This is a genomic window from Nocardia sp. CA-135953, from assembly GCF_050955735.1.
In the GTDB taxonomy this organism is placed as follows: Bacteria; Actinomycetota; Actinomycetes; order Mycobacteriales; family Mycobacteriaceae; genus Nocardia.
The window spans coordinates 6,372,167-6,395,992 of record NZ_CP192082.1; the positions used below are offsets into that span (position 1 = coordinate 6,372,167).

The 23,826-nt window shown below is 67.3% G+C and carries 20 protein-coding genes and 2 pseudogenes; 6 read left to right on the plus strand and 16 right to left on the minus strand.

Going from position 1 to position 23,826, the window contains the following annotated elements; genetic code table 11:
• The first annotated feature begins 69 nt into the window (after window positions 1-69).
• Window positions 70-912, plus strand: a complete 843-nt coding sequence (locus tag ACQPXH_RS29300) for an NAD(P)H-binding protein (protein ID WP_433599674.1) — start codon at window positions 70-72, stop codon at window positions 910-912.
• Window positions 913-1,409: 497 nt separating this feature from the next.
• Here ACQPXH_RS29300 and ACQPXH_RS29305 read toward each other — a convergent pair.
• Window positions 1,410-2,378 (minus strand): annotated as a pseudogene (locus tag ACQPXH_RS29305) (NAD-dependent epimerase/dehydratase family protein); the annotation flags it as partial.
• Between the two features lie 53 nt (window positions 2,379-2,431).
• Window positions 2,432-3,241: an S-methyl-5'-thioadenosine phosphorylase gene (locus ACQPXH_RS29310; RefSeq protein ID WP_433599675.1), complete on the minus strand. Its 810-nt coding sequence runs from the start codon at window positions 3,239-3,241 to the stop codon at window positions 2,432-2,434.
• 77 nt (window positions 3,242-3,318) lie between these two features.
• On the opposite strand from ACQPXH_RS29310, the gene ACQPXH_RS29315 reads away from it, so the two are divergent.
• Together ACQPXH_RS29315 and ACQPXH_RS29320 are read left to right on the plus strand one after the other, a co-directional pair.
• Window positions 3,319-3,537 (plus strand): hypothetical protein, encoded by a 219-nt coding sequence (locus tag ACQPXH_RS29315; protein ID WP_433599676.1) that lies wholly within the window; start codon window positions 3,319-3,321, stop codon window positions 3,535-3,537.
• Between the two features lie 82 nt (window positions 3,538-3,619).
• The gene (locus tag ACQPXH_RS29320; RefSeq protein ID WP_433599677.1) at window positions 3,620-3,973 is read left to right on the plus strand and encodes a metal-sensitive transcriptional regulator; all 354 of its coding nucleotides are present in this window, start codon (window positions 3,620-3,622) and stop codon (window positions 3,971-3,973) included.
• Between the two features lie 3 nt (window positions 3,974-3,976).
• Here the strand turns inward: ACQPXH_RS29320 and ACQPXH_RS29325 are convergent, their stop codons facing one another.
• From ACQPXH_RS29325 to ACQPXH_RS29345, 5 genes are all read right to left on the minus strand, one after another.
• A complete protein-coding gene (locus ACQPXH_RS29325) occupies window positions 3,977-4,885 on the minus strand; it encodes a TAXI family TRAP transporter solute-binding subunit (RefSeq protein WP_433599678.1) in 909 nt (302 codons plus the stop codon).
• Window positions 4,882-6,306: a sensor histidine kinase gene (locus ACQPXH_RS29330; protein WP_433599679.1), complete on the minus strand. Its 1,425-nt coding sequence runs from the start codon at window positions 6,304-6,306 to the stop codon at window positions 4,882-4,884. The genes ACQPXH_RS29325 and ACQPXH_RS29330 overlap by 4 nt, the downstream gene beginning before the upstream one ends.
• 40 nt (window positions 6,307-6,346) lie before the next feature.
• Complete coding sequence (locus ACQPXH_RS29335) at window positions 6,347-7,006, minus strand: response regulator transcription factor (protein WP_433603620.1); 660 nt, start codon at window positions 7,004-7,006, stop codon at window positions 6,347-6,349.
• 46 nt (window positions 7,007-7,052) lie between these two features.
• The gene (locus ACQPXH_RS29340) at window positions 7,053-8,462 is read right to left on the minus strand and encodes an MFS transporter (RefSeq protein WP_433599680.1); all 1,410 of its coding nucleotides are present in this window, start codon (window positions 8,460-8,462) and stop codon (window positions 7,053-7,055) included.
• A gap of 266 nt (window positions 8,463-8,728) precedes the next feature.
• A complete protein-coding gene (locus ACQPXH_RS29345; protein ID WP_433599681.1) occupies window positions 8,729-9,553 on the minus strand; it encodes an LLM class F420-dependent oxidoreductase in 825 nt (274 codons plus the stop codon).
• A gap of 151 nt (window positions 9,554-9,704) precedes the next feature.
• Between ACQPXH_RS29345 and ACQPXH_RS29350 the strand changes: the two genes are divergently transcribed.
• Window positions 9,705-10,148 carry an Hsp20/alpha crystallin family protein gene (locus ACQPXH_RS29350; protein WP_433603621.1) on the plus strand — a complete coding sequence of 148 codons (444 nt, stop codon included), beginning with the start codon at window positions 9,705-9,707 and terminating at the stop codon, window positions 10,146-10,148.
• A gap of 142 nt (window positions 10,149-10,290) precedes the next feature.
• Here the strand turns inward: ACQPXH_RS29350 and truA are convergent, their stop codons facing one another.
• The 8 genes from truA to infA form a co-directional block, all read right to left on the minus strand.
• Complete coding sequence (gene truA, locus ACQPXH_RS29355) at window positions 10,291-11,103, minus strand: tRNA pseudouridine(38-40) synthase TruA (RefSeq protein WP_433603622.1); 813 nt, start codon at window positions 11,101-11,103, stop codon at window positions 10,291-10,293.
• A gap of 644 nt (window positions 11,104-11,747) precedes the next feature.
• Window positions 11,748-12,275 (minus strand): 50S ribosomal protein L17, encoded by a 528-nt coding sequence (rplQ, locus tag ACQPXH_RS29360; protein WP_433599682.1) that lies wholly within the window; start codon window positions 12,273-12,275, stop codon window positions 11,748-11,750.
• 126 nt (window positions 12,276-12,401) lie between these two features.
• Window positions 12,402-13,460, minus strand: coding sequence for a DNA-directed RNA polymerase subunit alpha (locus tag ACQPXH_RS29365; protein WP_040686662.1), 1,059 nt, complete (start codon window positions 13,458-13,460; stop codon window positions 12,402-12,404).
• Between the two features lie 140 nt (window positions 13,461-13,600).
• A complete protein-coding gene (rpsD, locus tag ACQPXH_RS29370; protein ID WP_063039138.1) occupies window positions 13,601-14,206 on the minus strand; it encodes a 30S ribosomal protein S4 in 606 nt (201 codons plus the stop codon).
• Between the two features lie 20 nt (window positions 14,207-14,226).
• A complete protein-coding gene (gene rpsK, locus ACQPXH_RS29375; RefSeq protein ID WP_014349147.1) occupies window positions 14,227-14,640 on the minus strand; it encodes a 30S ribosomal protein S11 in 414 nt (137 codons plus the stop codon).
• Between the two features lie 10 nt (window positions 14,641-14,650).
• The gene (gene rpsM, locus ACQPXH_RS29380; protein ID WP_062983099.1) at window positions 14,651-15,022 is read right to left on the minus strand and encodes a 30S ribosomal protein S13; all 372 of its coding nucleotides are present in this window, start codon (window positions 15,020-15,022) and stop codon (window positions 14,651-14,653) included.
• A gap of 177 nt (window positions 15,023-15,199) precedes the next feature.
• Window positions 15,200-15,313, minus strand: coding sequence for a 50S ribosomal protein L36 (rpmJ, locus tag ACQPXH_RS29385; protein WP_040686659.1), 114 nt, complete (start codon window positions 15,311-15,313; stop codon window positions 15,200-15,202).
• 115 nt (window positions 15,314-15,428) lie between these two features.
• Complete coding sequence (infA, locus tag ACQPXH_RS29390) at window positions 15,429-15,650, minus strand: translation initiation factor IF-1 (RefSeq protein ID WP_003418601.1); 222 nt, start codon at window positions 15,648-15,650, stop codon at window positions 15,429-15,431.
• A gap of 5,138 nt (window positions 15,651-20,788) precedes the next feature.
• Here infA and ACQPXH_RS29395 point away from each other — a divergent pair.
• Window positions 20,789-22,141: pseudogene (locus tag ACQPXH_RS29395) on the plus strand (AAA family ATPase); the annotation flags it as partial.
• 195 nt (window positions 22,142-22,336) lie between these two features.
• Here ACQPXH_RS29395 and ACQPXH_RS29400 read toward each other — a convergent pair.
• A complete protein-coding gene (locus ACQPXH_RS29400) occupies window positions 22,337-22,798 on the minus strand; it encodes a DUF4254 domain-containing protein (protein WP_245721274.1) in 462 nt (153 codons plus the stop codon).
• A gap of 213 nt (window positions 22,799-23,011) precedes the next feature.
• On the opposite strand from ACQPXH_RS29400, the gene ACQPXH_RS29405 reads away from it, so the two are divergent.
• On the plus strand, window positions 23,012-23,821 hold the full coding sequence (locus tag ACQPXH_RS29405; protein ID WP_433599703.1) for a GntR family transcriptional regulator: 810 nt from the start codon (window positions 23,012-23,014) through the stop codon (window positions 23,819-23,821).
• Window positions 23,822-23,826 lie beyond the last annotated feature (5 nt).

Genomic DNA, 23,826 nt, shown 5'->3' on the forward strand with positions numbered 1-23,826 from the left:
TCCGGGCGCGCGGCTCGGTGATTCCGCATGATCGACGGGGCGACCCGGTGCGACTCTGGAGGAAACGACATGATCCTGGTGACCGGCGCGACCGGCAATATCGGCACAGAACTGGTTGCGGCACTGAGCAATTCCGGCGCAGCTGTGCGCGCACTGGTCCGCGATCCCGCGCGGGCGCAGCTGCCCGCCGGTGTCGAGGCGGTGACAGGCGATCTGAACCAGCCGGAAAGCCTGACCGAAGCCCTGGACGGGGCCACCGGAATGTTTCTGCTGCCGGGCTACGCCGACACCCCCGACCTGCTCGCCCGCGCGAAGAAGGCGGGCGTCCAGCACATCGTGCTGCTTTCGGGGGGTTCGGCGGCGCTCGAGGATATGAACAATGCGGTCTCCGCGTATATGACGCAGGCCGAACGGGACGTGCGCGAATCCGGCCTGGCATGGACCTTTCTGCGCCCGCGCTCCTTCACGTCGAATGCGCTGCGCTGGTTACCGCAACTCGAACAGGGTGATGTGATCCGCGCCCAGTTCCCCGACGTACCTGTCGCCGCAATCGATCCCGCCGATATCGCGGCGGTCGCGGCGGTCGCCCTGACCGGCGGCGGACTGGCCGGGCAGGTCCTCGAGCTGACCGGCCCGCAAGCGCTCGTGCCCGCCGATCAGGTCGCGGCGCTCGCCGAAGCGCTCAACCGGCCACTTGTCTGCCAGGGCTTGACGAATGCGGAAACGCGGGCCGAACTCGAGGCCGCCATGCCGCAGCACTATGTCGACGCATTCTGGAGCTTCTTCGTCGACGGCACCCTCGACGAATCCCAGGTCTACTCCACCGTCGAGGAAGTGACCGGCCGAGCGCCGCACACCTTCGTCGAGTGGGCCCACGCCCACGCCGCCGCCTTCGCTCCCCCGAAAGCGTGACAGATCGGCTCTGGGTCGGCCCCGGAGATCGCTCCCGGGGTTGCGCCGTTTCCGGTCGATGCGCGCACACGCCGCATCGATGCGCTGATGCGGGCCTCGGACCGGATTTCGCGCCCCACCGCACCCGCTGAGTCGGTGCCGAATGTTCGAGGTGGTCGAACGATTCGACGGCGCACCGGATTTCGTCGCGAACCTGACGCACAGAGCAGCCGGCTCAGGACTCACATCGACGAACCGGGTCCGGCCTCCGGTTCCGCCAACTCGGGGTGGGGGGCAGGCGGGTTCATGTTCGGGCCGGCACGCTCGATTACTGGTTCTGGCGCCGACACATTTGCGTTCGGCGCCGGAGTGTCGAAGCGGGGTTCGGGCCGCACGATCGGCGCGACGGGCCGCGGCTCCGGGTGCACCTGATGCTGGGGGGCGGTCGGCGGCGGCGCGGCTCGCACGTGTAGCGGAGCGGGTTCCCGTTGAGGTGTGGTGGTCTCGACTGCGGGGGCGGCGAGTTCGGCGAGACCGTGGGCGGGTGCGATTCGGGCGGTGAAACCCAGTGTGCGCCTAGCTCGTTCGGGGTCGGCGGCGAGGTGGCGGGCATCGGCGAGGTGGTAGCGGCCGGTTACCACGGGGGCCGGGCCGCCGCGGGCTTTGGCCATGATCGACGCGACTTCCCACATGGTGATGGGGTGACCGGAGGCGATGTTGAGGGGGACGAAGCCGGGTGGGCGGCGGTCGACGGCGGCGACGGTGGCGGCCACGATGTCGTCGACGTGCACCACATCCCTGACCTGTCCGCCGTCCTCGCCGACCAATGGCGGGCGGCCCTGATCGAGTGCGGCGAGGAAGTTTCCGATGAATCCGGCGCGCGCCCCTTCGCCGTAGCCGTTGTGGTAGCGCAATGCCGTGACAGCCGCGCCGGTGGCCAAACCCCAAGCGAGCGCGTAGTTTTCCTGCGCCAACTTGCTGGCACCGTAGAAGCCGCGCGGGCGCAGCGGCGCATCCTCGGTGACCGGCTCCCAGGTGAGCAACTCTGCGGTACGCGGCGCCAGGTGGTCGAACATGCCGCGATCCAGGTCGGCCCGCCGCCGCAATCCGGGATAGAACGGCCCGCTGTTCATCCCGCGATAGCGCCCCTCGCCGTACACCACGATGGATGACGCGAGCACCAGATGACGCACCTTCGCCCGACCCGCCACATCGAGCAGGACCGCCGTCCCGAGATCATTGTGCGCGGCGAAAACCGCCGATTCCGGCCCGGAGGTGACGGCGGCGAGATGACAAACCGTATCGATCCCGCGCAGCATCGGCTCGAGCGCTTCGGCATCGCGCACGTCGACTCGCGAAATACCATCCGGCACTTCCACATCCGGCCCGAGTAGATCGACTCCGACCACCTCGTGCCCGGCTGCGGCCAATGCCCGCCGCAACCGCGCCCCGACGAACCCGGCTGCCCCGGTGACCAGCACTCTCATCACATTCGCACCCCGCGTTCAGTTCCGGAATCAACCTGACCAGCTGCCCGAACTCACGGTAGTTCGAACGGCAGCGACACTCCTGCATGGATACGGCAACGTTCGCAGGTATCGGTTCCGGTGACCGCCGAAACCGAGCGCCGGATCAACTCCTTGAACGGGCCGAGGTTCCTCTTGAATTCGGCGAAGACGTCGACCGCGTGCACACCGTCGCCCTCCTCCACCCCCGCGTCCAGGTCGGTCACCAAAGCCACTGCGGCATAGCACATTTCGAGTTCACGGGCGAGCACGGCCTCAGGATGCCCGGTCATATTGACCAGTTCCCAACCCTGCGCGGCGAACCAGCGGCTCTCGGCCCGGGTGGAGAAGCGCGGCCCCTGTACCACGACCATGGTGCCCGAGGATTTCATCGGCAGCGCATCCGTCGCGGATTTCGTTGCCGCGGAACGCAGTTCGTCGCAGTACGGGTCGGCGAAGGAGACGTGCACGCCGCCGCCGTCGAAGTAGGTCTGCGGGCGGCCGGAGGTCCGGTCGACCAGCTGATCCGGCACCGCGACGGTCCCCGGCCCCCAGTCCGCGCGCAGGCTGCCGACCGCGCACGGCGCGAAGATCCGCCGCACCCCGATCGAGCGCAATGCCCACATATTGGCCTGGTAGGGCAGCGTATGCGGCGCGAATTCGTGCTGTGTGCCGTGCCGGGGCAGGAAGGCCACCGGGCGACCCTCCACCTCACCGACCGCGATCGGCGCGCTCGGCTTGCCGTAGGGCGTCTCGACCTCGACGGTGGTCGCCCCGTTATCGAAGAAATCGTAGAAGCCACTACCGCCGATCACGGCGAGCGCGGGCCGAACATCCAAACTCATGCACCAATTCTCTCGCTCGCCCCGGATTCCCGACCAGACGGGTCCACATCCGGCCAACGCCCAGCGATCCGAGCCGATTGCGCGGCAGCCTGCGCCACCCGCGCACCGTCGGCGGATTCGATGTGATCGCGGTCGCCGGGGTGCAGGCCAGCTTCCTTCTTTCCCGGCCCTACCTGCAGGTCGGCGTGACGCTGATGATCCAATTCCTGGTCCCGATCGCCTGGAACTGGGCGGTGCGCGGACGGCGACCGTCGGGGGCCACAGATCGGTGGCCGACGCGGGGCAGAGCGCGGTAACCTGACAACGTCCTCGCAGCACTGTACCCTAGGGGGGTATTAATCAGGCCGGTCAAGCCGGTGAGCAGCGAGGAGACAGCCGGTGACACCCACCCCGTCGGACAATGACACCGCGCCAGGCAGCGACTCGGCGGGTACCGCGCACGACCATTCCGGCCACGGCTACATCACCGCGAAGGACGATTACCTCAAGCGCCTGCGTCGGATCGAAGGCCAGGCCCGCGGCCTGCAGCGCATGGTCGAGGAAGAAAAGTACTGCATCGATATCCTCACCCAGGTCTCGGCGATGACGAAGGCGCTGCAAGCCGTCGCGATGGGCCTGCTGGAGGACCACATCAGCCACTGCGTGGTGGATGCCGCGGTCGCGGGTGGTCCAGAGGCCGACGCCAAGATCAAAGAAGCCACCGACGCCATCGCTCGCCTGGTGCGTTCCTGACGCTCAACCGTGTCGCCGTCGGTACACCGCGGCCGCACCCGGATGCAGAGGGACGGCATCGGTTCCGATGAGCGAGCGGGTATCCAGGAATTGGGTGCCCGCTGCCTCGGCAGGCACCAACCGGTCCGCGCGGGAAACCAGCAGATCGACAATCGCTCCCGCCGCGGCATCGGACATGGTCGGGGCGGCGAGCAGTAGATTCGCGACGCCGACCGTGCGGACCGAACGACCGCTGTCGTAGGCGTCGGCGGGAATTTCGACCAAATCGTAGAGGTGTCCGAAGCGCTCCCGCATCGGTGCGGCCAACACACCGAGTTCCACCAGCCGCAACCGCTGCGGCACATCGAGTGCGTCGGTCGGAACGCCACCCGCCCATAGCAGCGCGTCCAGCTCACCGGATTCCACACCCGCTACCGCATCTCGCAGCGGTCGATGCGAAATATCCACATCCGAAACGGGATTCACGCCCGCGACCCATAGCAGCCGCTCCCCGGTCACCGCCGCACCGGATCCGGCGGCCCCCAGGTTGACCCGGGTCCCGCGCAGATCGGTGACCTGCTGAATCGGGCCTTCCGATCGCACGGCCAACTGCAGATAGTTCTCGTACACCCGACCGAGCGCCACCAAGGGAGCCCGCTCACTCTGCACCGAATCCGCAAGCGCCAATGCGGCATCCACCTGCCCGTTCGCCAGCATACCCAGATTTTCCTGCGAACCGGTTGTCGTCACCGGTTCGATCCGCACGGTGCCTTCCTCCCTGGCCACCGCCGCGAGCAGTTCCGCGAATGCATGGTAGAAGCCACCGACCTCGCCCGAGGCCAGCCGCACCAGCTCCGGATCCGAACCACACCCGACCGCACCGGCCGCGACACCGAAGACGGTGAGCGCCAGGAACTTCCGCCGCCGCATCATGACCACACCGCCTGCGGCAGCCGGATCTGGATCGCGAGACCGTGCGGCTGCACGGGGAGCACGGACAAGGTACCGCCGCGGGCTTGGACCAGTGCCGTCGCAATCGGAAGCCCCAGGCCCGAGCCACCGGACGACGCGCCGGAGCCGCGGAAGAACCGGGTGGTCAGCTTGTCGATCTCGGCCGGTTCGACGCCGGTCCCATTGTCACGGACGGTCACCGTCACCCATCCGGGCTCGGCGTCGACCACGATGACGGTCTGCGTGCCCGGTCCGGCATAGCTGCACGAATTGCTCAGCGGCACATCGAGAATCTGGGCGAGTACATCGGCGGAAACCGCGGCTTCGGCTGTGGCGACCTGCGGTTCCGCCCGCAATTTCTGCCCGGCGCTCTCGTAGGCGGAGTACCAGGCGTCGATCCGATCGGCAGCCACTTGCACTGCATCGCAATGGATTTCGGTAATGGATGGAGTGCGTGCGGCCTCGAAAGCAGCTGGGGTCTCGGCGACCGCCAAGCTGAGCAGGCCATCGAGCAGCGCGGTCAACCGTTCGACCTCCGCGCCCGCGCTGCGGAAGGTCGTCACCGCACTTTCCGGAATCGCGGCTTCCAACGAGTCGAGACGAATCGTCAAGGCGGCAAGCGGGTTTCGCATGGCATGCGCGGTATCCGCGACGAGCTGACGTTGCGCGTCCGCCGAATCGGCGACCGCCAATGCCATGGCATCGAAGGATTCCGCGACCGCCCGCATTTCCGGCGGTCCACCGTGGTGGCGGGCGATCGAGACGTGCGCGGCGGCCTCGGCACGCGGCTTCGGCAGGGTCGCGGTCAACTCGGCGACCGCCTGCGAAAGCGCCGCCAGCGGGCGCAGCACCCAGCGCGCCAGGCTCAGCGCCAGCGTGGTGAACACCACCATTGCCAGCACCGCGCCGACCGCGATCACCGCCCACGCGCGGGCGATATCGCGCCGGGCACGGGCAGTGGATGCCTCGATCACCACCGCGCCGTTGACCTGCACTCCGGTGCCGACCGGACGGGCGATCAGCACTGTCGACGCACTCCACGGCGTCAGTCGATACACCGGCTGCGGCCGCTGGTTGCGGCGGGCGGCGGCAACAGCGTCCTCGACGGGATCGGCGGCCGCGTCGACGCCCGCGTTCACCGTCCGCGCCCCTCGTGCATCTACCACGAGCACGTTTTCCCCATAGAGATCGTGGTAGCGCCCGGCCTCGTCGGCCAACGCCCGGCTGTCATCCTCGGCCACCGCCGCATCGGCGAGGCTGGCGAACCGGTCGGCATCGCCGGACCGATCGGCCACGAACTCCTGGGTGCGGCTGGTCGCGAAGGTCAGCGAGAGCGGTACCGCGAAGGCGAAAACGGCGATCGCCGCGAATACCGTCAGCGCGACGAGTAGTCGTCTGCGCATGCCGGGCTCCGCTCCTGCTAGGTCTTTCGGGCCGGCACGATCACTGGCCCCAGCGGTAACCGTAGCCGCGAATCGTTGTTATCAGCCCAGGTCGGTCCAATTTCGCGCGCAGTCCGGTCATGTGCACATCCAGTGAGCGCGATACCGCGACGAACGCGTCACCCCAGATCCGATCCATCAGCTGCTGGCGGCTGACCGCAGCGCCGGGCCGCTCCACCAATGCCTCCACCAACTCGAATTCCTTCTGGGTCAATGCGATCGGCCGCCCGGCCACCTCGACCACCCGGGCCACCAGATCGACCCGCACATCTCCGGTGACCACGTCGGCACGCTCCGGCTGCGATCCGGCGGCGGCGCGCCGGACCACATTCTCCAGGCGGGCCATCAATTCCGCGATTCGCGGCGGTTTCACCAGATAGTCGTCGGCACCTCCGCGCAGTCCGCGCACGATCGAGCGTTCGTCGCTGCGCGCGGTCAGGATCAGCACCGGCACGGAACTCACCTCGCGCAGCTGGCGCAGCACCTGCAGACCGTCGCCGTCGGGTAGTCCGAGATCCAGGATGACCGCGTCGTAGCCGCGGTGCGCGGTGAGCAGATCGGCGCCGCGGCGCTTGCGCTCGGCCTGATAACCGCGGGCGTTGAGCGCCTCTACCAGCGCGTCGCCTACGCCGTCATCGTCCTCGACCACCGCCAGCCGCACACGCCGATCCTTCCACAGCAATGGAGCGGCGTATGCGGTCGGGCCGTCAGGGTCGAGCCGCCGCGAGGTCATGGTCCGGCCCGGTGGCCGAGGTGTCCGCCTTGGTGAGCGAAACACCGTCCGTGGCAGCGGCATCGGCGTCGATCGCGGATCCGCTCGAGGTCTCCCGCATGAACCAGTAGGTCAGCAGCGAGATTCCGATGCATCCGGCGACGTACCAGAAGTACAGCGATTCATGATTCGCCTGCTTCAGCGACAGCGCGATGGTTTCCGCCGTACCGCCGAAGATCGCGACGGTCAGCGCGTACGGGAGGCCGACGCCGAGCGCGCGGATCTTGGTCGGGAACAGCTCGGCCTTCACGATGGCGTTGATCGAGGTGTAGCCGGTGATGATGACCAGCGCGCCCATCATCAGCGCCCAGGCGGCGATCGGATTCTTGGTGTGCGCGATCACGGTCATGATCGGCACGGTGAGCAGGGTGCCGGCGACGCCGAAGAAAATCAGCAACTTACGTCGTCCGACCCGGTCGGACAGCGCCCCGGCCAGCGGCTGCAGCACCACGAAGACCAGCAATGCGATGAAGTTGATCCACGAGACCGTCGGCTTGGCGATGCCGGAGGTATTGATCATGAACTTCTGCATGTACGTGGTGTAGGTGTAGAACGCGACGGTGCCGCCGAGCGTCAGCCCGATCACCAGCCAGCATTCCCGCGGGTACTGCAGCAGCATGCGCAGCGAACCGCGCGCAGGCTGGTTTGCACCGGCGCTGCTCGCCGCCGGGTCACGTTCGGCCTCGACCTCGGCCTCGAAGTGCTCGGATTCGTCCATGCTGCGTCGCAGCCACATTACGATCAGCGCGCCCGCCGCACCGATCACGAACGGAATGCGCCAGCCCCAGTTGTTCATCTGGGCGTTGTTCAGGAACTGCTGCAGGATGATCTGCACACCGAGCGCCACCAACTGTCCGGCGACCAGCGTGACGTACTGGAAGCTCGAATAGAATCCGCGCTTACCCGTCGAGGCCACCTCGGACAAATACGTTGCGCTGGTTGCGTATTCGCCGCCCACCGAAAGCCCCTGCAACAGCCTGGCCAGCAAAAGCAGTGCCGGCGCGACGATTCCGATCGTCTGGTATCCAGGTGTCAGCGCGATCAGCAGCGAGCCCGCCGCCATCACCGTCACCGAGAGCGTGAGCGCCGAGCGGCGTCCGAACCTGTCGGCATAGCGGCCGAGCAGCCAACCACCGAGCGGCCGCATGAGGAACCCGACCGCGAAAATCGCTGCGGTGGAAAGCAATTGCGCGGTCGAGTCACCCTTCGGGAAGAACGACTTCGCGAAATACACGCTGAATGCCGTGTAGACGTACCAGTCGTACCACTCGACCAGATTGCCGATGGAGCCACGCAATACATTCGCGACCACCCGGCGCTCGCCGACAGGCTGTGTCGTAGTCACAAGATCTCCTTCTTCGACGCGGCCTTGCGTCGGTCGGAGACCAGTGTGTGCGCCGTCACATCGCCGATGGAAGCGGACGGCGCCCTTTCTAACGCTGTCTTAGGACGATTGCCATCGGTTGACGATCACGGCTGCGGATCCTCCCGAACGAATCGGGCAACCGCCGTCCATCCAGTGCTGAACCGATGAGGAAGGCGACCGTTCGCCTCTTTCAACAGTCCCTTGGGGCGATCGGCCGGTAACTCGGGCCGATCGCCGACGCAGGGCTATTTCACGAGCAGTGGCGCGAGGGTGTGCAGGGTGGCGGCTTCTTCGGCGAGCACTTGGAGTACGACGTGATCGGCACCCGCACTCAGGTGCTCTGAGAGGCGGTCGACGATCGAATCGGTGTCGCCATGGGCTACCAGGGCGTCGATGAGGCGGTCGCTGCCGGGTTTGGCGAGGTCGTCGTCGGTGAAGCCGAGGCGGCGAAGGTTGCTGACGTAGTTCTGCAGGTCGAGGTAGAACTCGACGCGCGGGCGGGCGGTGGTGCGGGCCCGGACCGGATCGTCGTCGAGGACCACCTTGTGTTCGGTGGCCAGCAGCACGCCATCACCGAGCACGGCGCGGGCGCGGGCGGTGTGTTCGGGGGTGACGTTGTAGGGCAGCGCGCCGGCGGACCGTTCCGCCGCCAGCCCCAGCACGCGCGGGCCGAGCGCGGCGAGGGCACGGCGCTCCTTCGGTACGCCCGCGGCATCCAGTTCGTCGAAATATTCGCTCAGCGCGTCATAGGGCTTGCGGTATTCGCCCTGGTGTTCGGGGTGGCCCGCACCGAGGCCGAGCAGGAACCGGCCGGGGAAGCGCGCTTCGATCCGGTGGGACGACTCCGCGACCTGCTTCGCGGGCGCGGTCCAGATGTTCACGATGCTGGTGGCAACGTTGATCGACTCGGTCGCCTCGAGCAGCGACTCGATCACGGGCAATTCGGCGGGCGGGGACCCGCCGAGCCACAGCGTGCCATAGCCGAGTCCTTCCAAGTCCTGTGCGTCCTGCGGGGTGAACGCCCCGTAGTAGCGCCAAACGCCGAACCTTCCGAGATCTGCGATCGCCATGTTCCGAGCCAACCACGCTGTCACGGTTCCTATTCCGACCTCCGAATGGGGTTAGCACTCTCTATCGCAGAGTGCTAACTTGGATGGTGCACAGCTTCCGTCGCTTGCCGCCGTGGCAGGCGGCGCCGCCGATGAAAGGGAGGTGATTGCTGTGCTCCGGTTCGATCCATTCCATGACATCGACACCGTTGCCCGCCAACTGCTCGGCGAATCCATGGGGACGTCACGCGCGCCACGATTCATGCCGATGGATCTGTTCAAGGCAGGCGACCATTACGTACTCAACGCCGACCTGCCCGGTGTGGACCCCGGCTCGGTAGATGTGAGCGTCGACAACGGCACGCTCACCCTGCGCGCGCAGCGCAGCCTGCCGAGTGACGAAGGCGTCCAATGGATTGCCTCCGAGCGCTTCGCCGGCACCTACATGCGCCAGCTCAGCCTCGGCGACAATGTCGATGCCGACAATATCAGCGCGACCTACAACAATGGCGTGCTCTCGGTGACACTTCCGATCGCCGAGAAGGCCAAGCCACGCCGCATCGAAATCTCCGGTTCCAGCCAACCACGGACGATCGAGGCCGGCTCATCCGGCTAGCTCGGCGGGGCCATGCTCCCGTACCACGCCGGCGCCCGCCGATTCACGGTGCGGGAGCGCCGCCCTCACAAGGGCACATAGGTTGTTGTCGCCGCGCACAGGTTGAACCGTCTGCGCGACGTCAAGACGTTATGCGCCAACCTCAGCTGCCACAGCAGCCGTCGTCGACAGTTGGGACCGTACGCATTTCGCGGGTTTCGGCATTGCGCGCGGCGAGGTCGGCAGCGTCCGGATAGTCGACAGCGATGAGACTCAGACCGTGCGCGGGCGCCACGGTGACCGAACTGGAGCGCTCGGTTTCCTTCAGTAGCGCGGCGATCCAGTCGGGCGTGCGCCGACCCTCCCCCACCGCCAGTACCGCGCCGACGAGGCTGCGCACCATGGACCAGCAGAACGCATCCGCGCTGACGTAGGCGATGAGCAGGTCCCCTTCACGCTCCCAGTCGAAGCGCTGGAGTTCACGGACGGTGGTCGCACCATCGCGGCGGCGGCAGAATGCGGCAAAGTTGTGCAGGCCCAACAACTTTCGCGAAGCCTCACGCATGGCTTCGAGATCGACGTCGTGCCGGCAGGCGACCACGCTGCGGGCACGCAGTGGCTCGGCCCCATAGGGAGCGGTGGTCAGCCGGTAAGCGTAGTGGCGGCGGATCGCCGAGAAGCGTGCGTCGAATTCGGGCGGCACGATGCGAATGTCCTTGATTCGCACGTCTTTCGGGAGAAACCGTGCCATGCGATGGATGAGCTTGGCCGCATCCGGCTCGGTGCCGGTATCGAAATGCGCGACCTGCCCCTCGGCATGCACACCGGCATCGGTGCGGCCGGCGACGGTCAATTGGATCGGCTCCCGGAACACCTTGCTCAGCGACTCTTCGAGCACACCCTGCACCGTGCGCAGACCCGGTTGCCGCGCCCAGCCGATGAAATCCGTACCGTCGTAACTGATATCGAGCCGCACCCGGACCGAGTCGGCGTCGTGCTCCGGCCGCGCATCGACTTCCGCGGGCTGCACGCCTTCAGGACCCCCCACAACTCCAGGAGCCTCCGCGACCTCACGGGCCTGCGAGCCCTCAAAAGGCCCCACAACCCCAGGGACCTGCAAACCCTCAGAAGCCCCCACAACCCCAGCAACCTGCAAACCCTCAGAAGCCCCCACAACCCCAGCAACCTGCAAACCCTCAGAAGCCCCCACAACCCCAGCAACCTCCAAGCCCTCAGAAGCCCCCACAACTCCAAGAGCCTGCAAGCGCTCAGAAGCCTCGACCCCAACAGACTCCCCAACCACAACAGACTGCCCGGCCCCAACAGACTGCCCGGCCCCAACAGACTGCCCGGCCCCAACAGACTGCCCGGCCCCAACAGACTGTCCGGCCCCAGCGGACTGCCCGACTGCGCCCGAATCCACCGGCGTGGACGCACCCGACGCCGTCGAATCCACCGAATCCTTCTCGGTCACAGGCGATCTCCTAGTCGATACGGACGCGGGTGGCGGTGCGGGTGGAACCACTCGCCATGCGAAACCCGGTGTCGGCGTGGTGGTCTCGGATACGAACGAGCCCGCCGACCCATATGGGGGCGGCGGGCTCGTGCGAGAACCGAACGTCAGGCGTCCTTCTTGTCCTCAGCGGCCTCGTCGGCAGCGGGAGCCTCGGCCTCGGCGGTCTCGGCGACGGTCTCTTCGGCCTTCTCCTCGACCACGGTCTCGGCGGCGGGCGCCTCAACCTGCTTGGACGCGGCGACGCGACGGGCGCGGTCGGCCTCGTTGGTCACGGTCTTCTCCTGGACCAGCTCGATGACCGCCATCGGCGCATTGTCACCCTTGCGGGGCAGCGTCTTGGTGATGCGGGTGTAGCCACCCTCGCGGCCCTCGAACGACGGACCGATCGAGGCGAAGAGCTCGTGGACGACATCCTTGTTGCGGATGACCTTGAGCACCTCGCGACGGTCGGCCAGGGTGCCGGCCTTCGCCTTGGTGACCAGCTTCTCGGCGTAGGGGCGCAGCGCCTTGGCCTTGGCCTCGGTGGTCGTGATACGACCGTGCTCGAAGAGCGCCGTGGCCAGATTGGCGAAGATCGCCTTCTGGTGCGACGCCGACCCGCCGAAGCGGGCACCCTTCTTGGGCTTGGGCATTGTTTGTTCTCCTGTGTCTTATTGCGGCGCTCCCGGCGCCCTGCGTGGTTACGCTCCGCTACCGCCTCCGGGCGCGTCGCTCACGCCGCGGGTGCGAGGCCGGCCCGGGGTGCCTACCCCAGCGGCCTAGAGCTGTTCGGTCTCGGCGTAGTCCTGCTCGCCGCCATCGGTGTCACTGAACGTGCCGCTGTCGCTCCACGTTCCGGTGCTCGCGTCGTAACCCACCACGGACGAAGGATCGAACGAGGCCGGGCTGTCCTTCAGCGAGAGGCCGAGCGCATGCAGCTTGACCTTGACCTCGTCGATGGACTTCTGGCCGAAGTTGCGGATGTCCAGCAGATCCGATTCGGTGCGGGCGACGAGCTCGCCGACCGTGTGCACGCCCTCGCGCTTGAGGCAGTTGTAGGACCGGACGGTGAGGTCCAGATCCTCGATCGGCAGACCGAACGAGGCGATGTGGTCCGCCTCGGCCGGCGAAGGGCCGATCTCGATGCCTTCGGCTTCGACATTGAGCTCACGGGCCAGGCCGAACAGCTCGACCAGGGTCTTGCCCGCCGAAGCGAGCGCGTCCCGGGCGGTGATGGAGTTCTTGGTCTCCACGTCCAGGATCAGACGGTCGAAGTCGGTGCGCTGCTCGACACGGGTGGCCTCCACCTTGTAGGTCACCTTGAGCACCGGCGAGTAGATCGAATCCACCGGGATCCGGCCGATTTCCGCGCCGGACGCCTTGTTCTGCACCGCCGGGACGTAACCGCGACCGCGCTCGACGACGAGCTCGATTTCCAGCTTGCCCTTGTCGTTCAGGGTGGCGATGTGCATATCCGGGTTGTGCACGACAACACCGGCAGGCGGCACGATGTCACCGGCGGTGACGGTGCCCGGGCCCTGCTTGCGCACGTACATCGTGACCGGCTCGTCCTCCTCCGAGGACACGACCAGACCCTTGAGGTTCAGGATGATGTCGGTGACATCCTCCTTCACACCGGGAACGGTGGTGAACTCGTGCAGGACGCCGTCGATGCGGATGCTGGTAACCGCGGCCCCCGGAATCGAGGACAGCAGGGTACGCCGCAGCGAGTTGCCGAGGGTGTAACCGAAGCCCGGCTCGAGCGGTTCGATGGTGAACTTCGAGCGGTTTTCGGCGACGACCTCTTCGGTCAGCGTCGGACGCTGTGAAATCAGCATTAGGATCATCCTCCTGTACGGGCGCCCACTATTTGACGCCCACGTCTTGGGGGTTGTGCGCGACCGCTCGTCTCCGAGCCGGCCCTTTCGAGCGACCTGCAAGCAGTCGCTAGCGGCCACGCACCAGCAGCGAAAGCTGTTTACTTCGAGTAGTACTCGACGATCAGCTGTTCCTGCAGGGGCACATCGATCTGGGCGCGCTCGGGGAGCTGGTGCACCAGGATCCGCAGCCGGCCCGGGAGCACCTGCAGCCAACCCGGAACCGGGCGGTCGCCGACGGTCTCGCGCGCGACCTGGAACGGCAGCGTGCCGAGCGACTTCTCCTTGACATCGATGATGTCGTACTGGGTCACCTGGAAGCTGGGGACGTTCACGGCCCGGTTGTTCACCAGGAAGTGACCGTGGCTGACCAGCTGGCGAGCCTGCCGACGGGTGCGCGCCAGACCGGCGCGGTACACGACGTTGTCGAGTCGGGTCTCGAGCAGACGGAGCAGGTTGTCACCGGTCTTGCCTTTGAGGCGGTTGGCCTCTTCGTAGTACCGGCGGAACTGCTTCTCCATGACGCCGTAGGAGAAGCGCGCCTTCTGCTTCTCCTGCAGCTGGAGCAGGTACTCGCTCTCCTTGATCCGCGCGCGGCCATGCTGGCCCGGCGGGTAGGGACGACGCTCGAACGCCTGGTCGCCTCCGACGAGGTCGACCCGCAGACGACGCGACTTGCGGGTGATAGGGCCTGTGTAACGAGCCATTTTTCGTTATTCCTTTCCCGCTAGACGCGACGCCGCTTGGGCGGACGGCAGCCGTTGTGCGGCTGCGGGGTGACATCGGAGATCGTGCCGACTTCCAGGCCCGCGGCCTGCAGCGAACGGATCGCGGTCTCGCGGCCCGAACCCGGGCCCTTGACGAACACATCGACCTTCTTGACGCCGTTCTCCTGCGCCTTGCGGGCAGCGTTCTCGGCGGCGAGCTGCGCGGCGAACGGGGTCGACTTGCGCGAACCCTTGAAGCCGACGTGGCCCGAGGACGCCCACGAGATGACGTTGCCGGACGGGTCGGTGATCGACACGATCGTGTTGTTGAACGTGCTCTTGATGTGCGCGTGGCCGTGCGGGACGTTCTTCTTTTCCCGGCGACGCGACTTCTGGGTCTTCTTGGGGCCGGAGGCCCGACTCTTCGGAGGCATCCTTTATCCCCTACTTCTTCTTGCCTGCGACGGTGCGCTTCGGGCCCTTGCGGGTGCGCGCGTTGGTCTTGGTGCGCTGGCCACGCACGGGCAGGCCACGACGGTGGCGCAGACCCTGGTAGCAGCCGATCTCGATCTTGCGTCGAATGTCGGCCTGCACCTCGCGGCGCAGGTCACCCTCGACCTTGAGGGCCGAACCCTCGATGTAGTCACGCAGCTGCGTGACCTGCTCGTCACTGAGGTCCTTCGAGCGCAGGTCCGGGCTGACGCCCGTCGCCTCGAGGATCTCCTTGGCGCGAGTACGGCCGATGCCGAAAATGTAGGTCAGCGCGATCTCCATGCGCTTTTCGCGCGGAAGATCAACGCCCATGAGACGTGCCATGTGGCAGGTTCCTTAATCGTTGCGGAGGTCTGCTCCCTGTCCGTCCCCTCGTCTTGGTGGGGCCCCGGCCTCCGGTCCGGGGGTAGGCGGGCGCTGTGTGCGCCCGCTGGCGCTGGGAGGTCTTCTTTTAGTTGGCCAAGCCGATCAGTGATCGGTGCCCGGCTGGTGCTGCGAAACTCAGCCCTGACGCTGCTTGTGGCGCAGGTTCTCGCAGATCACCATGACCCGACCGTGACGGCGGATCACCTTGCACTTCTCGCAGATCTTCTTGACGCTCGGCTGAACCTTCACGTCCGTCCAATCTTGTTCGGTTCACACAGGTGTGAACACAGTTTTTCCCCAGCCGACGACTGGGGAAGTCTCTGTAGTGAGCCTTGCGGCTCGATGGTCACGCCTTCCGGCGCGATCACTTGTAGCGGTAAACGATGCGGCCGCGCGACAGGTCGTAGGGCGAGAGCTCGACGACCACACGGTCCTCGGGAAGGATGCGAATGTAGTGCTGCCGCATCTTTCCGCTGATGTGCGCGAGAACCTTGTGTCCGTTCTCGAGCTCGATCCGGAACATCGCATTGGGCAGCGGCTCGACAACTCGACCCTCGACCTCGATGGCCCCGTCTTTCTTCGCCATGTCCTCCGCGATCCCGGTTTACACTCAAACCTGGTTTGATTGCCTTGTATCTGCTTCCATGTACCCATCGGTGGTCCCGATCGGCGGCATGCAAACAGTCGGCGCGTAGGTGCACCGCCGACCAAGCTTACCGGGTTAATTGCGGGCAGGCCAATTCGCCCTGGTCACAGTGGGCGGGAGCGGCTATTGTTCCGCTTTTGGTGCGCGTGTCGCCGTGCGCAGATCCGCAGTTGCCCGCGTAGTCGTGTGGCCGGAGCCGCGTTGGAGTCGTGATCGTCACGCAGCGGCCCCGTCGGTGACGAGACCGGAAGTCGGCGCTGCTCTGCTCGTCGTCGAATGCCCACCGGCTTTCCAGCAGAGCTGTCTTACCGGCACGTGCCCTTCTCCTTATCCGGCATGGTGCCCCTCCTCCTTATCCGGCACGGTCCCCCGTTCGGCATCGGCCACGGGCATCAGCATGGCGGTTCGTCGCCGTCCACCACCGAGCGAGCGAGGACAGGGCACTGCGTCGGGACGCCGAGCCGGAGCATGGTGATGCTTCGCGAATTGGTCGCACCCGGATGCGGTCGCGAATGCGTTCGCGACTCTGTGGGGAGCGTTGGCGAACACGTTTGCTCGGCTGGACATAGAGGCCGCCCACGCCGGAAAGCAGAGGCCCGCCGGAGATCGGGATCGAGGCCGGATGCTGATGACGAAGCAGACGCGTGGCAATCCGCCATGCGGAGCGCGCCTGTCATACGACACAGCACATCTCGGCCTACCTATCGAGAGGCGCGTGGGGCCCAACAGATCCCGCGATAGGGGCGTTCGAAAACCGGTCATTCGGCCCACTCCCCACCCGTGATGAGGCAGAGTCGTCGCGTAAACTGACCACAGCCCAGGAATGAAGGTCGAGCAGATCAAGGGGGACGCGTGAGGGAGCGCAGCGAGCGAACCATCAACACAGCGCCCTCGGGCACAGCGCAGCCGAGCGCCGGCGAGGCGGAGTCGTGAGCCGTAACAACGACGGCCTCCCCATGCTGCCCCCGTGGCTTTCCGAGAGCGATGTCACCGGCGGCTACGAAGCACCCGTACAGAACCTGCCACAGGACGACCTCATCGATGAAGCGCCTTCGCGGCGTGGACGTTCCAAGCGCGCGCCGGAGACCGAGCGTCCCGAAGCCGCGCGCCGGGACAAGCGCCGATTCGGCCGTCGCAAGAGTAAGGACGAGCAGCCCGAGGAACAGGGCCAGCGCCCGGGTTCGGCGGGGCGCGAATTGTCCGGTCCCGGTTTCGAACTACACAGCGGACCGGGTGGTTTCCAGGGCCCGAACGCCTTTCGTGGACCCGAACCTCAGCGCGGCCCTGAGCCAGGGGAACCGCACCGCCAAGGTCCACCGCAGCACGATTCCGGTCCACTTGCGCGCCCGGATGGGCCGGGTCAGGATGCGCCGCGCTCGGAAAACGGTTGGCAGGGTAGCAATCAGCTGCCGACCCGCCACCCCGGCCAGCCCTCCGCCGGTTTCGACCCGCTCGGCAGCAGGCCGCCGACGCCACCGTCGCAACCGCTGGTGCACCCTTCCGGTCCGCAGCAGCCCGCCGCCGATTACCAGGGCCGTCCGGTTGCCGCAGAGCCGTCCGCGTCCGTCGAGGAAACGATGCGCTACCAGGCGTCGCGTCCCGGTCTGCCGCCCCCGCCGAACCAGGCCGCCGCACAACCGTATTCGCCTGCCGCACCACCGCAGCCGCCGACGAGCGAGCGGCCGGGGACCGGCGACTTCGACGCCCCACCCGCATGGCTCGATACGCCCCGCACCGCACAGGGCCAACCGGCGGTTGGCACGGGCCCGCATACCCCGGCAGCCTCGGCGCCAGCTCATCCCGGGCCGACTTCGGTGCCCGAAAACCGCTCGGAAAATGGCCAACTCACGCCGCCCCCACAGGGCGGCGCAGCGCCCGAATCGACCTCGGGCGGCACCGACGCACCGTCCGCACGGCTCGACGAACCGCACGCGCGCGGAATCGACGGCCCGTCCTCGCAGCACTCACGCGGGTTCGACGGCGCGCCCACCCGACACGATGAACCGAGCCCTCAGGGCTCTCATGGCGTCGACGGACCGCCCACCCGACACGATGAACCGCTGCCGCATGAGCCGCGCGGAGTCGACAGTCCCCCTTCGCGACTCGACGAGTCCCGGCCGGACTCTCGTACGGACAGCGCGGGCCCGGGACTCGATGAATCGCGCCGGGCCGACTCGCACGGGGACACTGGCTCGGCGCAGCAGTTGGACGAGGCGCGTTCGGCGGACTCGCAAGGTGACGATGGTCCGCCGCCTTGGCTTGCGCCACAGCGGCCGTCGGAGGATCAGTCCGCTGACGAGCAAAGTGCGCGGAGCGAGCAGCGGCCTGAGTTGCCGCCGCCACCAGGGGAATTCGACACACAGTCGGCGGCGGCCTCCGGTATGCCCGCGGACACTGGTACAGCACGTGGTTCCAGCTCAACAGCCAGGGCGGCGACGGATGAACCGGGTGCGGTAAGCCGTACGGATCGGGATGATTCGGCGCGAGCGCTCGCTGCGGAGCAGACCGCGCACGACGCAGCAGGTTCCGCCGAAGGCGATCGCGCCCAATCCGCTGGTGCGACACCGATATTCGATTCCGCGACCGTCGATCCGACCAGGCGGTCGGGTGGCTCCCCGCGCGTGCCAAGCACCGCATCCTCGGAGTACGGCCCCGCACCGCGCGGCGCCCAGGATTCGGCCGCGGGCACCGGCCACCCCGCAGGCGGATCGCCCTCGGGCACAACATCGTCCGCGAGCGGCGGTGCACCGCACGACTACAGCCAGTACGGCCAGGCGACGCAAACCGCCAACGACGATCCGGCCGCCGCGCGGGCAGCCGGCTCGGGAGCAGCACCTCGGACACCGAGCCAGTTCCATCGCCCGGCATCCGCACCACAGACACCCGGCGGCGGGTTCCACCAGCCGCCCTCGCAGGGACCTGATGCCCAAGGGCCTACCGGTACCGGAGATTCGGAATCCGGTCGGCCGCAACGCGATAGTGGGTCGGCCGCGCCCGGATGGGCTACCGGCCCCGATCCGGCGGGTTCGGAGTTCGTGGGATCGGGGGCGGCACCGCAGGCACCGAGCGACGAGCTCGGACGCCCGGGCTCGACACCGCAGGGAACCGCGGCCGAATCCCGGCAGCCGACCGGGACGGCAGAACAGTCCGGATCCGGTGCAGGGCAACGAGGACGTGAGTTGGCCACGCCTGGTTGGGCTGCACATCCCGTCCCCGGCACGGCGGGCACACCGACGCCCGTCGTTGGACGGCACCGGTTGCCATCGGAAATCGACGCAGCTGCCGACGCGGACGATGCGGCCGCGGATGCGACCGACACTACCGGCGATCAGCAGGTTCCGACGAGCGAGCAGTCGGCACCGGATGGGTCGGGCGACCGAGGAAGTGTTGCCGGAGCGGAGCAATCCGCAGTAGCCGAAGGGCAGAGCGGCGACCGCAGTTCCCCCGGGGACGCACAGCCCGCGTCAGGACAAGCACCGGGCACCGACCAGCCGAATACTCAGTGGCACAACGGAACTGGATACGCCCAACCGCCCACCGGGCAGTCGTCTGTCGGCGATCGGGCCAGCGCACCATGGCAGAACGGACCTGGGCCCACAGGACAAGCACCCATCGGCGACCCGGCCGCGCCATGGCAAAACGGACCCGGATACGCGAACCCATCCACCGGCCAAGCACCCGGCGGCGATCGCGCACCGTGGCAAGGTGGCCCGACTCCCACAGGGCAAGCACCTAGCGACCATGCGCCATGGCAAGGCGGACACGCACCAGCGGGTCAAGGGTCTGGTGATCAATGGCACGGCGGCCCGGTACCCACGGGGCCGGTCGGCAGCGACCAGGCACCGTCGCATAGCGGACCCATCGGGCGCGCACCCGGCAGCGATCAAATTCCATGGCAGAGCGGCCCCACGGGGCAAGGCCCCGGAGGCGAACACGCACCGTGGCAAGGCGGACTCGCGCCCACCGACCAAGCACCTGGCAGCGACCGAGCACCACGGCCGAGCGGCCCAGGAACTACGGGCCAAGCACCCGGCGGCGATCAGGCCGCACCGTGGCAGGGCGGAACCGGATACGCGGAACCGCCCACCGGGCAGGCGCCGGTCGGCGATCACCGGCACAGCGGACCCACGGGGCAAAGCCCCGGAGGCGAACACACGCCGTGGCAAGGCGGGGTCGCGCCCACCGGCCATGCACCTGGCAGCGACCGAGCACCACGGCCGAGCGATCCTGGATCTATGGGCCGAGCACCTGGCGGCGATCAGGCCGCACCGGGGCAAGGCGGAACCGGATACGCGGAACCGCCCACCGGGCAGGCGCCGGTCGGCGATCACCGGCACAGCGGACCCACGGGGCAAAGCCCCGGAGGCGAACACGCACCGTGGCAGGGCGGTGTCGCGCCCACAGGCCATGCACCTGGCAGCGACCGAGCACCACGGCCGAGCGATCCTGGATCTACAGGGCAAGCACCCGGCGACCACGCGCCTTGGCAGAGCGGACCTGGATCTACAGGGCAAGCACCCGGCGACCACGCGCCATGGCAGAGCGGACCCGGGTACGCGCAACCGTCCACCGGACAGGCACCGGTCAGCGGTCAGGTCGGACCACTTTGGCAGAACGGACCTGGGCCTACGGGGCAGGCACCCGACGGAGACCGGGCACCGTGGCAGAGCGAGCCCACCGGGCAGGCGCCAGGCGGCGATCACTCGACGTGGCAAGGCGGACTCTCACCCACCGGCCAAGCATCTGGCGACCACGCGCCATGGCAGGGCGGCCCTGCATCCACGGGGCAGGCACCCGGCAGCGACCAAGCACCGTCGCAGAGCGGACCCATCGGGCGTGCACCCGGCAGCGATCACGCACCGGGGCAAGGCAACTCCGCACCCACGGGCCGAGCATCCGGCGGCGACCAAGCGCCATGGCAAGGCGGACCTGCGCCCACGAGGCAGGCACCCGGCAGCGACCAGGCATCGTCGCAGGGCGGCCCAGGCGGGCGAGCATCCGGCAGCGACGACGCACCATGGCAAGGCGGACCGGCACCCACGGGGCAGGGACCTGGCAGCAACCGAACACAGCAAAGCGAACTCGGACCGACAGGCGACCAGGCACCGTGGCAAGGCGCGCCCGGCCCCATGGACCAAGCGCCCGGCGGCGATCGCGCACCATGGCAAGGTGAGCCCGGCCTCATGGGCCAAGCGCCCAGCGGCGATCGCGCACCATGGCAAGGTGCGTCAGGGTATGGGCAGCCGCCGACCGGGCGGGCGCCTGAGGGTGAGCAGTGGCAGAATCCTGCGGCGCCGGGTTTCGGGCAGCAGTCACCGGGTGAGCAGCCTGCTGACCAGTGGCAGCAGGGGCATGGGCCGATGGGACAGCAAGCGCCCGTTGGGGATCCGCAGGCCGGGTACGGCCGACCACCGGCCGGACCGCAGGGGATACCGCCCGGGTACCAGCAGGGTGGTCAGTATCGGCCCCAGCATCCGCATGGGCCCCAGCCTTCGCATGGGCCCCAGCCTTCGCTCGATGACGTGCCGTTGCGGCGTGCGAAGAAGTCGCCGAGTGGTGGGTGGCGCAAGGCCGTGCACCATGTTTCCGGCGGTGCGATCAATCCCGGCTTGTCCGCGGAGGAGTTGCGGCTGCAGGAGTTGGTGGCGCGGATCCGGCAGCCGGTACGCGGTGACTATCGGATCGCGGTGCTCTCGCTCAAGGGTGGTGTCGGAAAGACCACCACGACAATGGGTCTCGGGTCGATCTTCGCCTCCATCCGTGGTGACCGGGTGATCGCGGTCGATGCCAATCCGGACTTCGGCACGCTGTCGCAGCGGGTGCCGCTGCAGACCCGTTCGAGCGTGCGCGATCTCTTGTTGGATCCCGCGATCCAGCGCTATTCGGATGTGCGCAGGCATACCTCGCAGGGCACGAGCCGACTGGAAGTGCTTGCCAGCGAACGGGATCCGGCGGCGTCGGAGGCGTTCAACGACGAGGAGTACCGCGCGGTCGCGCGCATCCTGCAGCGGTTCTACAACATCATCCTGACCGACTGCGGTACCGGACTGATGCATTCGGCGATGGGCGGCGTGCTCGATCTCGCGCATTCGCTGGTGCTGATCTCCTCGGCCGCGATCGATGGCGCGCGCAGTGCGGCGGCGACGCTCGACTGGTTGTCCCTGCACGGCCACGATCATCTGGTCCGCAATGCGGTCGTGGTGATCAACCTGCCGCGTGAGGGTTCCCCCAATGTCGGCATCCAGCAGCTGCGCGAATACTTCCTGTCGCGCTGCCGCGCGGTGCACATCATCCCGTACGACTCGCACCTGTCCGAGGGCGCCGAGATCGATCTGCACCGCCTGCACAAGACCACCAAACGCGCCTACGTCGAACTCGCCGCAACGGTCGCAGACGAATTCGGCATCGACCACCGCCGCTACAGTGTTTGATTCGCCGCGCCTGCGACGCGGCGTGTTCGCGGCCCCCTGGTGTCTCGCGGCCGACCATTCGACCGACCTGCAAGCAGTCGCCAGCGGCGTGGTGCCTGTCACCCGACACCAGACACCGGTGAGCCGTCCACCGCGAATCGGCAAGGGCCGTCGCTACCCGATGGGAAGCCACGGCCCCTCGTCACCCCGGGGTCGTCACCACTCCGGGAGTCGCCGCCGTCCCGCGAGTACATCGCGCACCAAATCGTCGTAGGCATCGGCCAATTCGGCCAGATGGTGCCACGCGACGTGTAGCTGTTCATCGTGTGCGTCCAGGGTCATCAACGCATGGTGGGCGCGCACCGAGGACTCCGCGATCCGATCGATGACCGAGCCGACGGTTTCGGTGTGTAGCGTCGCACCGAGCCGGTGCTGCGGCACGCTGCGCGCCACCCAATCGTCGATAGCCATGACCAATTCGATTCTGCGACGCTCGATTTCGAGGATCGTCGCCGGATCGGTCGATACCGATCCGCCACGACCGACGAGCCGTTTCTCATGCAGAATCGCCAGGTCACGGGCGAACCAGAGCAGCGGACCACCGACAACTCGGTGACCGCGACACGCCCGAACAAGTAGATCCGACGTGGGAAGTAGTCCGGGAGTCAAGGACTGCACCGTCGAATCGACACACCTCGATGTGCCTGGAAGAGCCATCACAACCGTTGATGAATCCGAACCTGCCACGTTGCCTCGCCGTCATCGCCGCACAACACCTGGATCAGGACGTTCATTACAATAAACCTCTGAAGGCACCTGTCAAGCGTTACCCGGCCGTAGGGTGTGACGAAGAGTACACTTCGTTACCTGCACGATTGACCGAGGAGCAAGATGGCGGACGGTCCGACGTATCTCCGGATCGCAGACCTCCTCCGTGAGGAGATCCGCGGAGGCAAGTGGAGTCCGGGCGATCGGTTGCCCAGCCACACCGAGCTGGCCGATCACATGCAGGTTTCGATCACTACCGCGCGCAACGCTATTCAGGTGTTGGTTACCGAGAACTTGGTCTACACCGCGACTTCCCGTGGCACCATCGTCCGAAACCAAGAAGTCCTGGAATCGGTTGTCACCGACCATATTCGTCCGGATCGTCCGCAATCGGCCCACGATATCTTCGAAGAGATCGCGCGCGCCGCACATCGCGAACCGACCAAGGAGTTCAGCGCGAAGATGGAACCAGCCGATCCCGAGGTGGCGCAGTGGCTGGGCGTGCCGGAGGATTCCTGGGTGCTGGCCAGGACCGTCGTCCAGTTCCTGGACAACGAGCCGTGGTCGTGGGAGGTCAGCTTCTATCCACGGGACTTGGCGGAGGCGACCGGTGTCGATTCGCCGAACGATATTCCGGAGGGCACGACACGGCGACTGGCCGACCGCGGCCACGGCGAGACCGCGCACCGCGACACGCTCGCCGCCCGCCCGGCCAGCGCGGAAGAGGCGATCGTGCTCGGTGTCGCGACCGGCACCATTCTGCTGGACCATCTACGCATCGGCGCCAACCACGAGCGCATCACCAGGGCCACTCGGCATCGGTCGATCGCCACCCGCAACCGGCTGGCCTATGAACTCGGCGACGACCAGGGCAGCAACGTCATTCGACACACGCTCGGCATCTCCTACCGGCCGGGGATCGCGTTGCCATGAAAAAC